Origin of the sequence: Dysgonomonas sp. Marseille-P4677 (genome assembly GCF_016652235.1) — a bacterium.
Lineage (GTDB): Bacteria > Bacteroidota > Bacteroidia > Bacteroidales > Dysgonomonadaceae > Dysgonomonas.
The window spans coordinates 1-12,679 of sequence record NZ_JAEPKU010000020.1; the positions used below are offsets into that span (position 1 = coordinate 1).

At 35.7% G+C, this 12,679-nt stretch carries 11 protein-coding genes; 4 read left to right on the forward strand and 7 right to left on the reverse strand.

Annotated features, from left to right (window positions below):
* The first annotated feature begins 397 nt into the window (after nt 1-397).
* Nucleotides 398-1,492 (forward strand): TlpA disulfide reductase family protein, encoded by a 1,095-nt coding sequence (locus JGH11_RS05895; protein ID WP_201110647.1) that lies wholly within the window; start codon nt 398-400, stop codon nt 1,490-1,492.
* 94 nt (nt 1,493-1,586) lie between these two features.
* The gene (locus JGH11_RS05900; protein WP_201110648.1) at nt 1,587-2,693 is read left to right on the forward strand and encodes a TlpA disulfide reductase family protein; all 1,107 of its coding nucleotides are present in this window, start codon (nt 1,587-1,589) and stop codon (nt 2,691-2,693) included.
* A gap of 67 nt (nt 2,694-2,760) precedes the next feature.
* Here the strand turns inward: JGH11_RS05900 and JGH11_RS05905 are convergent, their stop codons facing one another.
* From JGH11_RS05905 to JGH11_RS05935, 7 genes are all read right to left on the reverse strand, one after another.
* A complete protein-coding gene (locus JGH11_RS05905; RefSeq protein ID WP_201110649.1) occupies nt 2,761-3,261 on the reverse strand; it encodes a gliding motility lipoprotein GldH in 501 nt (166 codons plus the stop codon).
* Nucleotides 3,227-4,777: a regulatory iron-sulfur-containing complex subunit RicT gene (locus JGH11_RS05910; protein WP_236263883.1), complete on the reverse strand. Its 1,551-nt coding sequence runs from the start codon at nt 4,775-4,777 to the stop codon at nt 3,227-3,229. Before JGH11_RS05910 ends, JGH11_RS05905 begins: the two co-directional genes overlap by 35 nt.
* A 113-nt stretch (nt 4,778-4,890) precedes the next feature.
* Nucleotides 4,891-6,015 carry a DNA polymerase III subunit gene (locus JGH11_RS05915; RefSeq protein ID WP_201110650.1) on the reverse strand — a complete coding sequence of 375 codons (1,125 nt, stop codon included), beginning with the start codon at nt 6,013-6,015 and terminating at the stop codon, nt 4,891-4,893.
* 20 nt (nt 6,016-6,035) lie between these two features.
* The gene (locus tag JGH11_RS05920; RefSeq protein ID WP_201110651.1) at nt 6,036-6,986 is read right to left on the reverse strand and encodes a methylenetetrahydrofolate reductase; all 951 of its coding nucleotides are present in this window, start codon (nt 6,984-6,986) and stop codon (nt 6,036-6,038) included.
* A gap of 3 nt (nt 6,987-6,989) precedes the next feature.
* Nucleotides 6,990-8,360, reverse strand: a complete 1,371-nt coding sequence (rseP, locus tag JGH11_RS05925) for an RIP metalloprotease RseP (RefSeq protein WP_201110652.1) — start codon at nt 8,358-8,360, stop codon at nt 6,990-6,992.
* 16 nt (nt 8,361-8,376) lie between these two features.
* Entirely contained in the window at nt 8,377-9,525 is a 1,149-nt protein-coding gene (locus JGH11_RS05930) for a 1-deoxy-D-xylulose-5-phosphate reductoisomerase (protein WP_201110653.1), read from the reverse strand.
* 20 nt (nt 9,526-9,545) lie between these two features.
* Entirely contained in the window at nt 9,546-10,346 is an 801-nt protein-coding gene (locus tag JGH11_RS05935) for a murein hydrolase activator EnvC (protein WP_236263884.1), read from the reverse strand.
* A 341-nt stretch (nt 10,347-10,687) separates the two neighbouring features.
* Between JGH11_RS05935 and JGH11_RS05940 the strand changes: the two genes are divergently transcribed.
* Nucleotides 10,688-11,893 (forward strand): pyridoxal phosphate-dependent aminotransferase family protein, encoded by a 1,206-nt coding sequence (locus JGH11_RS05940; protein ID WP_201110655.1) that lies wholly within the window; start codon nt 10,688-10,690, stop codon nt 11,891-11,893.
* Nucleotides 11,894-11,985: 92 nt separating this feature from the next.
* Nucleotides 11,986-12,648 carry a gliding motility-associated C-terminal domain-containing protein gene (locus JGH11_RS05945; RefSeq protein ID WP_201110656.1) on the forward strand — a complete coding sequence of 221 codons (663 nt, stop codon included), beginning with the start codon at nt 11,986-11,988 and terminating at the stop codon, nt 12,646-12,648.
* Nucleotides 12,649-12,679: the final 31 nt, after the last annotated feature.

A 12,679-nucleotide genomic window follows, 5' to 3' on the forward strand; every position in this document is an offset into this window, starting at 1 on the left:
TATGTATACAAATAACACGCAAATAGTTATTCTCATCAGGATAATATAATATTTTTTAAGCTTTTATTGTTGACTTTATATAACATTTATTCACCAATTAAAATACAAACAATAAAAAGGGTATTATTGTTTCTTGATCTAAGAATAAAGTATATTTAATGCAACAAATTTATCGAGCTAATTATTATTCATCTTCGCCACGTCATAATTTTAGAGACTAGTATGTATAATAAAAATATTATATTTATGAATACTATATGAGTTTTTATTGATGAGTTTGAGTTTCGTGCTTGAGGTCGCATTTTAAAGAATTGGTACTAATTGGCTCTCTGTACGAAGTATTTACTTATCTTTGCATCAAAGATATATATCATAAATAAATAATACTTCTCTTTTAATGAAAAAAATCACATTATTTTTAATGATTCTGACAGTGATAGTTACTTCATGTCAGGATAAACAAGCTTATACAATTGAAGGTAGTTTTGCAGAAGATACTTTTGAGGGAAAGACTGTATATTTGCAAAAAATAGATAGTATGCAGGCAGAGTCTTCTACACTGATAGATTCAGCTGTAGTGAAAGATAGTAAATTTACCTTTAAAGGAGTTGCAGAAGCAAAACCTACGATGGGATTCATATCTGTTGGAAGATTGGAAACTCCTGCGCCTGATTCACCAGTAGGAACATTGATTTTAGAGCCAGGTAAAATAAAAATATCTTTGAGTAAGAATGCTGTAAATACATCAGGAACACCCATAAATGAGGAATTTAATAAAGTGCAATCTTTAATGAATGATCTAGCAGCTTTATATCAGGAAGTAAATGATGCTGGTGGAATTGATGGTGTACCAAATGCGAATGAGAGAATGCAAACTTTGCAAACAAATATGCAAAAAGCTGTATTTGATTTTACGAAGGCAAATATGTCAAATAAGGCAGGTGAGTTTTTGTTTTATTCAGCAGCATCTTCTATGACAATGGAGCAATTAAAAGAATTATTGCCTTTGGCAGATAGCACTTTTCTTAATACAGCAGAAATAAAAGCTTTAAGTAAGGAGTTAAATAGGATAGTGCCGGAAGTTGGTCAACCGTTTGCCGATGTTCAGCTGATAGATATGACTGGAAAATCAGTTTCTCTATCAGAGCATGTAGGGAAAAGCAAATGTGTACTTATTGATTTTTGGGCATCATGGTGTGGCCCATGTATTCAGGAAATGCCGAATTTGGTAAAAACATATGCCGCTTATAAAGCAAAAGGACTCGAAATTGTGGGTGTATCCGTAGATGACGATAAACAAGCATGGACAAATGCTGTTAAAATACACAACATGAGTTGGATACAATTAGGAGATGATACTAAATCGGCTTCAGAGCTTTATGGCGTAAATACGATTCCTCATACTATATTATTAGATGCAAATGGAGTTATCCTTGCTAAGGATTTGAGAGGGAAAGAACTTGAGGCTAAAATAGCTGAAGTCTTGAATTAATCTTTCCTTCAAACAATATAGCTCATTTTCTTGTTCTATAAGTTAGGAGTAGAAACGAACTAATCATATATTAATCATCTTATACTTATAATAAATGAAAAAAATAATATTATTTCTTTCGGTCGTGGCGATGTTGGTTACATCCTGTGTCGAAAAAGAAGCATTTACTATTAAAGGAACGCTGCCTAATACAGAATATGATGGCAAACAGGTATACCTGAAAGTTCTTGGTGAAAATTGGAAGGATCTTATAGCTATAGATACAGTTACCGTTACTAATGGTAGTTTTGAATTTAAAGGCTTGGCAAAAGGTGGCTCTATAATACACTTTATTGAACTGGCTGAACCAACAGATAAGGTAAAAAGACCAGTCTTATTAGTTGTGGAACCTGGACAAATAGAAGTATCTATGGATAGTATTTCTACTGTAAAAGGTACTGCATCAAATGATAGTTACCAAGCGTTTAATGATAAGCTTGGAGCTATTGATAGTGAAATGAAAGCCTTGTATAAGAAAGCACAAGAAGATACAACTAAGACCTTGAGAGCTGAATTAGAAAAACAATTTGAAGAGAAAGATGCTCAAAAGGCAGCGGCTAATTTTGATTTTGTAAAGGCAAATGCGCAGAATCAGTTAGGAGCTTACTTTTTTTCATCAAGATCATATATGTTTTCTCTTGACCAGATGAAAGAAATTTCTGCATTAATAAAACCTGAATACAAGACTAATGAAAGAATGAAAAAGGTTGAAGCACGTATTCAAGCGTTAGATGCAACTTCAGAGGGAAAAGTATTTACGGATCTGAAAGGAAAAACACCGGAAGGTGCTGATGCCTCTTTAGCTGATTATGCTGGAAAAGGGAACTACGTCTTGGTTGACTTTTGGGCTTCATGGTGTCCTCCATGTAGAGCCGAGATGCCTAAGTTAGTTGAAGCATATAAGCTAAATAAAGGAAAAGGCTTCGAAATTGTTGGTATATCATTAGATAAGAATAATGAAGATTGGGTAAAAGGAATTAAGAATTTAGGCATTACATGGCCACAAATTTCCGATTTGAAATTTTGGGATAGTGAATTGGCTGCCGCTTATGGTATAAATTCTATACCTCATTTGGTGTTGCTTGATAAAGATGGAAAAATCATGGCACGAGGTTTAAGTGCAGATCAGGCTGTAGCTAAGCTAAATGAATTATTGAAATAATATTTAATATATTAAATACAAAAAGGGGTATCATAAAATGATACCCCTTTTTGTATTTAGGTTTCTTTTATTCTATAGCAGAAATTCTTATTCCCACTTTTTCTATCCCTTTTAATTTTTGATCTCTCATTCCATGCACTAACTTAATCTGATAATTTCGCTTTTCTTTGAATATTATTTTATTTAATTCAAGTGATGTTTGGTAAAGAGAGCCAAATCCTGAACCTTGCCACTTCCCAAATTCGTCGGCTAACAGAAATTCTTTTTCTTTATTCAAAAAAATAGAGTCATGCTCTATATTTTCCTGAATGAAGAACCAGATGTTTTGATATGGGTAACTTGTATTATTAGATAGCTCTATAGTTAAACTATAAGGCTTATTTAATCCAAAGGAAGTTGAGTCTATATCAAACTGAAGGGTGTCGTTTTGTGCCCATTCAGCATCCTTTAATTCGTGGAAATGATAATATATCTCTTTATTATTACAAGAGACATTTATTACAGCCAGAATAACGGATATAATAATTAGAATATTAAGCTTCAGGCTTCCTCTGATCAGGCTTTCCATCTTTGTTATTTTGTCTGTTTCTATTGTTTCTATTATTTTTATAGTTATTATTTTTATTTTGAGGCTTATTTTGAGTCTGATTCTGCCCTTGTTGGTTATTCTCAGATTTATTCTCGTTTTGCCTGATATTTAGTTGTTTGTTGCCAACATTAAGTTGTTTGCCATTATCATTTTTTTGGTTCCCTCCTTGCTGTTTATTTCCGTTCTGAGAACTACTTTCATGTTTGTTTTTTTGAAACTTCTTCTTTTTGTTATTTCGACTGTTATTGCCACTATTGTCGAAGCGATTAATGTTTTCTTGAAGAATGTCATGAGATACCGGCTTTTCATTCTGTTCTTGTTCCTCATTTACGAGATGAGTAGGCTTATCACCTCGCTTATTCATTCTTATTACTTCGAAAACTCTATCTTTAGAAAGGGTAACCAAATTTGCAGCAAAATGTTTATCAGTAGAATAAGTCATTGCTCCGGAGAGGATATCTGTCTTAAAGTGGAAATAAGACGCATCCTTCGTTTCAAGAATAGCTTCACGTGATGGTAACTTCCGTTGTGCTTCTACATATGTGTCTACTTCAAAGTTTAGGCAACACTTTAGTTTACCACATTGTCCGGCTAGTTTTTGCGGATTTAAAGGTATATCCTGCAGGCGTGCGGCGGAAGTAGATACAGATATAAAATTAGACATTGAGCTCGAGCAGCATAGCTCTCGGCCACAAGGTCCGATTCCTCCTACACGTCCGGCTTCCTGACGGGCTCCGATCTGTTTCATCTCTATTTTTACACGAAACTCGGATGCATATACTTTAATTAATTGACGAAAATCTACACGTTCGTCCGCTATATAGTAAAAAATAGCTTTGTTACCATCGCCTTGAAACTCGACGTCACTTATTTTCATTGCCAGCTTAAGTTCCTCTGCTATTTCTCTGGCACGCAACATTGTCTTATGTTCTTTAGCTCTGGACTCATTCCATTTTTCAATATCATTTGGCTTAGCAACACGGTAAATACGTTTTGTTTCTCCACGGTAATTGTTCTTCAACATTTGCAATTGTACCAGTTTACCTGTCAGGGTAACTTCTCCTATGTCGTGTCCTGGTGTAGCTTCTACGGCAACAATATCGCCTTTGTATATTTCAATATTATTGCTGTTAAGATAGTAGCCTTTGCGTGTGTTCTTGAACTGTACTTCTACCATTTGCGATTCACCCATCACTTCCGGGATATCTTGCAGCCAATTGTATACTTCAAGTTTATTCGTGCCAGAGCAGCATGAACCGCCCTTTTTAGAGCAGCCGCCTCCCGATTTACACGAACATGATCCGCCTGATTTGCATGAACAGCTTCCTCCGGAACTACAGCCTCCACTGGAACCACAACCACAGGTCTTAGTGGAGGTTTTGCTGTTTTCCATTATGTCTAAAGCTTTTGTATTGGCTTTGTAACAGGTGCATCCCACGGGTGTTTTACAAGTGCCTTGGCAATCTTGCGGGATAAATGTATTTTGATTTTCCATTCTATATTATTATTAATTAGTTAAAAACAAAGCCCCTTTTCTCGGCTTTGTGGGTTTATATTATTGTTCGCAAACATTCTCATGTTTACAATCTATAGAGTCTAATCTTAATTCTATTGCTTGATAAGCATTGTTATTTTAAGGCAAAGATCGAAAAATACCATCTTTGCATTTACATTCTGTTCAATATGGCGTTCTGCCAATGCTAATTCATCCATAAAACCGATGATATTTCGTTCGTTGATAAACGGAGCAAACCGGGTTCCAAAGTTAGCTTCATCTTGAGCTAAATATATCATTTCGGGTTGGCTCATATTGCTTATAAAATATTCCCGAATCATACGTTGGCTATATATCAAGAATGCCTTTTGGTTTTCGCGCCCCACCCCAGCTATTTCATTTCCGATAGCCTTTATCTCTTTTATATTTCGGGCATATGAGGCACGCATCATTTGAACAAAAAGATTGAAGAAGAACTTATGTTCTTCGTTCAGGCTGATTGTTTCGATAGCCTTCAGATAATTACCATTCGAGAGATGTGCTACACTTACAGCATCTTCCTGTGTGATATTGTAAGTCGATTCTAAAGCCATGGCGATATCCTTTTCTTCTACACCATGTATATTGATCCGCTGACATCTCGATTGTATGGTTGTTATAATATTGTCCGGAGTATCCGAGACCAATAGGAATATTGTATTGTCAGTTGGTTCCTCAATTATTTTTAGAAGCTTGTTTGAACAAGATTCATGCATCTTTTCGGGAAGCCAGATAACCATTATTTTATACTTAGCCTCGTATATCCTTAGGCTGAGTTTTCGGATTATTTCCTCACTTTCTTTTGCGTAAATTAACCCTTGAGAGTTTTCAGCATCAATATGATCAAGCCATTGACTTAGGTTAAAGTAATTATTCTGCATTACAAACTCACGCCATTCAGAGATATAATCATCACAAACTTCTTTCTTCTTTGCTGCTTTTTTTATTATAGGAAAAACAAAATGAAGATCAGGATGGGCTAGATGATTATATTTTACACAAGACGGACATTTTCCGCATGAATCTGTTTCTGAAGGATTCTCGCAATTAAGATATTGTGCATAGGCAAGTGCCAAAGGGAATTTTCCAATTCCTTCGGGTCCACAAAAAAGTTGGGCATGAGGGATAATCCCTTTTTTGATTGAACTAACTAGCCGCTCTTTTATTTCTCTTTGGCCTATAATATCTTTAAAAAACAATTTTGATCTTAATTAGAACGTTAATATATTTCTTTTGCTATTCTTCTAACACTTTCTGTTGCCATTAGTGAATAAAAATGTAAGCTTGGTACACCATGAGCTATAAGTTCTTTACTTTGCTTAATACCCCATTCCACACCAACTTCTTTAGCTTCATCGTCTGTTTTACATTTACGAAGTTCAATGGCTAACTCTTCGGGAATACTTGAACGGAATATTCTCGGCAGCACTTCCAGTTGACTCATTAATACGATTGGTTTTACTCCTGGTATAATAGGTTTGGTAATTCCTTCTTTACGACATCTTTCTACAAAGGAAAAATACTTTTCGTTGTCGAAGAACATTTGAGTGACAAAATATTCAGCTCCATTTTCTTCCTTTTTCTTCATATAGAAGATATCAGATTCTAAGCTGAGAGCATCTTCATGTATTTCAGGATAACAAGCCATACCATAAGAAAACGGGGTTGCATTCTTTTCAAACCTTGTTCCATCCATCGCAATTCCTTCATTGAAGTCATTAACCTGCAATTGTAAGTCTGTCGCATATTCATTCCTGTTGGGATAGATTTGTTCTGGTGCAAGGCGTTTACCATCACCCTGAAGCAATAGTAGGTTATGGACATGCAGAAAATTTAAATCGATCATTGCATATTCAGTCTCTTCTTTCGAAAAACCTTTGCATATCATGTGCGGAATAGCGGTCACATTATATTTATGCTGAATAGAAGCGGCAATAGCTACTGACCCCGGACGCTTACGTATATTCACTCTTTGGGTCGATCCATCAGGCATTGGCTGATCCAGATACTCGCTATGGTGAGTTGTTATATTAATATATTGCGGATCAAACTCTATAAGTTTGTCTATAATATTATATACTTTTTCGATATTATTCCCTTTTAAAGGAGGTAGTATCTCGAAAGAAAAAGCAGTTTTATTACTTTTATTTATTAATTCAGTTACTGTCATATTCTAATTAAAAAATATTCTGATTATATCATTACCATTAGCTACTAATAGCAAAAGCAGCAAGAATATCATCCCTCCCATTTGGGCATATTCCATAAATTTCTCATTTGGTTGCCGTTTTGTTATTACTTCATATAGAAGAAACATTATATGTCCTCCATCTAAAGCAGGGATAGGCAATATATTCATAAATGCGAGCACTATTGATAAGAATGCTGTCATCGACCAAAATGTATGCCAGTTCCATTGAGCCGGAAACATATTCCCAATTCCGGCAAATCCGCTAAGATTTTTCACACCTTCTTTTGTGAAAACGAAACGAATTTGAGCAACATATCCTTTTAGTGTGGCAATACCATTCTTTATACCAGCGGGAAACGACTCGATGAATCCATATGTATCAGTTCGCATATTTCCTTTTGAGAAAATATCTGCCATTTTGGTTGCTGGGCTAATACCTATGACTCCAGAGGTGTCGATTGCCGCAGTTACAGTCAATGGTTCACCATTACGATATAAGGTTATTGCGAGGCTGCGTTTTTCATTATCCTTCAGATTTTCACTTAATCGGGATACTGTTTTCTGTATGTTGTAAAAAGAAGTAACGGGTACCGAATCTAATGCAGCAATGCTATCGCCTTTCATCAACCCAATCCGTTCCGCTTCACAGTTTTTACCAACACTGTCGATAACAGGTGATACCCAATAGTTATATGCAACTTGCTTAGATGCAATCACACTATCTGCAAAATTCGCAGGTAGGGTTAACTCCATTTGTTTGCCATTGCGTTCTATCAGCACTGTTTTTGCATCTATAAAATGCATAAAAGTATTCATATCAAGTATGCCGCGTCCTTGTACAAGCTCTTCGCCGTCGGCACTGATTAAGATATCTTTATCCTGAAATCCTCCATTTCTTTTCACCGTTTCGGAGAATGTCATACCATCTTTTACATTCTTTAGCGGAAGATATGTATCACCCCACGCAAAAAGCATCATTGCAAAAATAATCATTGCCAGAATAAAATTGAATAAGACTCCTCCTACCATAACTAGTAGGCGTTGCCAAGCTGGTTTGGAGCGGAATTCCCAAGGTTGTGGAGGTAAAGCCATCTGTTCCTTATCCATTGATTCGTCTATCATCCCGGCAATCTTCACATATCCGCCTAAAGGCAACCAACCTATACCATATTCCGTGTCACTATTTTTAGGTTTAAACTTAAATAGAGAAAACCATGGATTGAAGAATAGGTAGAATTTTTCAACTTTTATTTTGAAAAGACGAGCAAATAAGAAATGCCCGAATTCGTGAATAATAACCAGTATTGATAAACTTAGTATTAACTGTAGCGCTTTTATTAATATTGTTTCCATTAAAAAAATTAAAGAGTTATTTGATGAATTCTTGCGCTATATGTCTGGCTTCCATATCTGTGCCTACGTAGTCTTCATAGGATGGAGCCGTAATAAAGCTGGTTTTGTGCATTGTTTTTTCTATTACATCGCTCATTTGGAGAAAGCCTATTCTATCTTTCAGGAATGCATCAACAGCGATTTCATTTGCTGCATTCATTATACAAGCCATGTTGCCTTTCTTTCGCGCTGCTTCAAACGCAAAAGTTAAATTTCGGAAGCGTTCCATATCTGGTTTTTCGAATGTCATAGTTTGAAGTTCGAAGAAGTCGAGACGCTTAAAATTTGATTTTAATCTATTTGGGTAAGCTAAAGCATACTGTATCGGCAGATGCATATCTGGCAATCCGAGTTGGGCTATAATAGATGAATCTTCAAACTGAACCATTGAATGGATTATAGATTGCGGATGCACTACAACCTCTATCTGATCTGGTGTAACATCAAATAGCCATTTGGCTTCTATCATCTCCAAACCTTTATTCATTAAAGATGCTGAGTCTATGGTTACTTTTGCCCCCATATCCCAATTTGGATGCTTTAATGCTTCAATTTTAGTTACTTTTTCCAGCTGTTCTCTCGTGTGTCTCCTGAAAGGACCACCAGATGCCGTAAGAAAAATTTTTTCAATAGGAGAGCGTTCTCCATTCAAGCATTGAAAAATAGCAGAATGTTCCGAATCTACAGGTAATATCGGAACTTTATTTTCTAACGCTAGTCCAGTAATCAATTCTCCGGCAACAACCAGTGTTTCTTTGTTGGCTAACGCAATTGCTTTCTTAGCTTTTATAGCATTGATAGTTGGTTTTAGACCCGAATAGCCAACCATAGCTGTAAGTACTATGTTGATAGGTTCACTTTGTACTATCTGAGCTATAGATTCACTTCCGGCCCATACTTTTATGGGTAAATCCTGTAATGCATCCTTGAGTTGACTGTATTTATTTTCGTTTGCAATTACAACAGCTTCCGGTAAAAATTCACGGGCTTGCTTTATCAGTAGATCTATATTTTCATTGGCTGTAAGGGCATATACCTCAAATTGATCGGGATGCTCCCTAATCACATCTAAAGCTTGTGTCCCAATAGAGCCAGTTGAACCTAATATAGCGATGTTTCGTTTCATATTATTTAAATCAGTACCTTTTAAAAAGATATATAATTCTCTGGATTTACAGCACTGCCTTTATACCAAAGTTCAAATTCTAGAGAAGATGCCGCAACTTCCTCCTTTGTATTTTCGATTATGGCAATGGCTTCACCTGTACGTACTTTTTCTCCTAATTTTTTAAGAAGTAAAGAGTTGTTTTTGTATATTGAAATAAATCCATTTTTATGTTGAATTTGAATTGTATAGCCTGCTTTTATATCAAGGCCTGCATAAATAACAATTCCTTCCAATGTTGCAGAGATTGTTGTCTTAGCACTGGTTTTTATTGTTATACCAAAATGATTTTTTTTCGGATCAAATTTGCTGATGATTGTACCAACAGCAGGTTTGAAGAATATGACACTTTCCATAGGAGTTGTTGTCGTAGGGGAGAGAACCGATAAATTATATTTTTCTTCTTCTTCAAATCGTTTAGTATAAGCCTTTTCTCTATCTGTCTTTTTAAGCAAAGGATCGTTTTCTGATACAGATATTGTATCAATTGTTTTGACGGAATCAATTTGTCGTGTGCCTTTAAAGATATCCCGTAAATTATTTATGTATGCTTCCTGATATTTGAGTTGTTGTTCTAGAGAATCTGTTTTTATTGCAGAACGAAGGGCTTTTTCACGTACCTCGGCATCTAGATATCCTGGAAGATAATATCGTATGGGAGTAGCGATAATTATCGCAGATGTAATGGATATGAGAAAGAATGCGAATATGAGAAGTAAGACTGCACCTGAGAATATGGAGGCTTTAATCTTCCATATCTCTTCAAGTGTATTCTCATTCATTATAGAAAGCCTGTACTTAAAATGTAGTCGCTTCCAAAAATTATGTTTGTTTTTCTTCTTTTTTACCATGTGGGTTTTTGTGGCTGTTTTCAAAGTCGATTTAAATGTTGTATTTGTATGACAATAGACGATTAGCCACTAAATTGCAAATTTAAGAAAAAAGCAGTATATTGTAGACAGATGAGGAAGAAGATTGACTTAAAATATCCTTTTTTTAAATATTTATGCTAAAAGGGGGGCATTCTTATTTTTTTTAGCTATTTTTGCAGCCTGTATTCGATAAAAATAGAAATGCTTTTAAGAATACAGGTATAATAATCTACATTTGTTGTAAATTGAATATGAGTTTATTAACTGATAAGTTATATCGGTACGATGCCGCTCGGAATACACGCGCTGCAGGTATTTACCCTTATTTTAGAGAGATTCAGAGCGATCAGGATACAGAGGTCGTAATAAATGGTAAGAGAGTCTTAATGTTTGGATCTAATGCCTATCTGGGTTTAACTAATCACCCAAAAGTAAAAGAAGCCTCTATTGAAGCGACAAAAAAGTATGGAACAGGTATGGCTGGTTCTCGTTTTTTGAATGGAACACTTGATATTCATGTGGAACTGGAGAAGAAGCTTGCCGCATTTGTTGGAAAAGAGGATGCTATTGTTTATTCCACAGGTTTTGGGGTAAATGAGGGTGTGTTATCGTGTGTTACTGGACGTGAAGATTATATTATTTGGGATGAATTGGATCATGCTTCGATTATTGAAGGGTTAAGGATCTCTTATTCAACCAAATTGAAATTTCGCCATAATGATATGGATTCTTTGGAGAAGCAACTTCAAAGATGTGAACCGGATAAGGTAAAACTTATTGCAGTTGATGGTGTTTTCAGTATGGAAGGTGATATAGCAAAGCTTCCTGAAATTGTAAAATTGGCAAAACAGTATAACGCCAGTGTGATGGTGGACGAGGCACATAGTTTAGGTGTGTTAGGTTCCAATTACAGTGGTAGGGGTTTGGTTGAACAATGTGGTTTGACAGATGATGTAGAGCTGATCATGGGGACGTTTAGTAAGTCCCTGGCTTCTATTGGAGGCTTTATTGCAGGGAATGAGACTATTCTTGATTATCTTCGTCATAATTCTCGTACGTATATTTTTACAGCTAGTGCTACGCCTGGTGCTACTGCTGCTGCTAGTGCTGCCTTAGATATATTGAAGTCTGAGCCGGAAAGGATTAAGCATCTGTGGGATATTACTCATTATGCATTGGATGGATTTCGCCAGATGGGGTGTGAAATAGGTCATACAGCAACACCTATTATACCTTTATTTATTAGAGATAATGAGAAAACGTTCTTGATTACTAAAATGCTTTTTGAAGAGGGTGTTTTTGTAAATCCGGTTGTTTCTCCGGCTGTTTCGCCAACAGATACGTTGATCCGTTTTTCTTTGATGGCCACTCATACGAAAGAGCAGGTTGATATAGCATTGGGTAAAATAGAAAGAATATTTAAGAAAATGGGTGTGTTGTCGATCCAAAATGCTTGATCGCCTACGGATTGATAATTCCTTTTATAAAATAAGTAGACCCTCTATCCGTTAAAAGATAGAGGGTTTGTTGTTTCTAATATGTTAGAATAATGAAAAGATTTCTTATCTTATTTATATTTATTATTTCAGGTATTCATTTAGTCGCTCAATGTGAGCTTGAGGCGAAAATTGAATATGAGCTGTATAGACGAGATGCTCCTAATGAGTTAGTAAGTACTCAGGATATTGAAGAAAAGAGATTTTCTGCTCCTGCGGCAATTCATTTTTATGGTGAAGGAAGTGGTGAAATCGACTATCGTACATGGTATATTTATAATAAAAAAGACTTAGCTAATCCGATAGCTCGGTATACGGATAAAGATATAAATTATACATTTGAGGAGGCTGGGCATTATCTTATAATGTTTGAGGTTGCAGACTCCTCTTCCGAATGTGTAGTTGCGGATACTCTTTCGTTTCAAATTACAGAGTCTGATCTTGATGTGCCTAATTATTTCTCGCCTGGTAATTCTTTGGGTGGCAATGATGAATTCAGGGTAGCTTATAGATCATTGGTTAAATTCAAGTGTACTATCTTTAATCGTTGGGGACAAAAGTTGTTTGAATTTACTGATCCTGCTAAAGGGTGGGATGGAAGATATAAAGGTAATTATGTAAATACCGGGGTTTATTTTTATGTGATTGAAGCTCTGGGTTCCGATGGGGTAAAGTATAAGAGAGGTGGAGATATAAATGTTCTTAGGAGTAGATGATACTGTGGGGGAGTGAAGTGTGTTTTCTTGA

Excerpts from the sequence above, each read along its gene's own strand:
- JGH11_RS05895 (WP_201110647.1), top strand. The coding sequence starts at position 398 with ATGAAAAAAATCACATTATTTTTAATGATTCTGACAGTGATAGTTACT.
- JGH11_RS05900 (WP_201110648.1), top strand. The coding sequence starts at position 1,587 with ATGAAAAAAATAATATTATTTCTTTCGGTCGTGGCGATGTTGGTTACA.
- JGH11_RS05905 (WP_201110649.1), bottom strand. The coding sequence starts at position 3,261 with ATGGAAAGCCTGATCAGAGGAAGCCTGAAGCTTAATATTCTAATTATT.
- JGH11_RS05910 (WP_236263883.1), bottom strand. The coding sequence starts at position 4,777 with ATGGAAAATCAAAATACATTTATCCCGCAAGATTGCCAAGGCACTTGT.
- JGH11_RS05920 (WP_201110651.1), bottom strand. The coding sequence starts at position 6,986 with ATGACAGTAACTGAATTAATAAATAAAAGTAATAAAACTGCTTTTTCT.
- rseP (WP_201110652.1), bottom strand. The coding sequence starts at position 8,360 with ATGGAAACAATATTAATAAAAGCGCTACAGTTAATACTAAGTTTATCA.
- JGH11_RS05930 (WP_201110653.1), bottom strand. The coding sequence starts at position 9,525 with ATGAAACGAAACATCGCTATATTAGGTTCAACTGGCTCTATTGGGACA.
- JGH11_RS05935 (WP_236263884.1), bottom strand. The coding sequence starts at position 10,346 with ATGAATGAGAATACACTTGAAGAGATATGGAAGATTAAAGCCTCCATA.
- JGH11_RS05940 (WP_201110655.1), top strand. The coding sequence starts at position 10,688 with ATGAGTTTATTAACTGATAAGTTATATCGGTACGATGCCGCTCGGAAT.
- JGH11_RS05945 (WP_201110656.1), top strand. The coding sequence starts at position 11,986 with ATGAAAAGATTTCTTATCTTATTTATATTTATTATTTCAGGTATTCAT.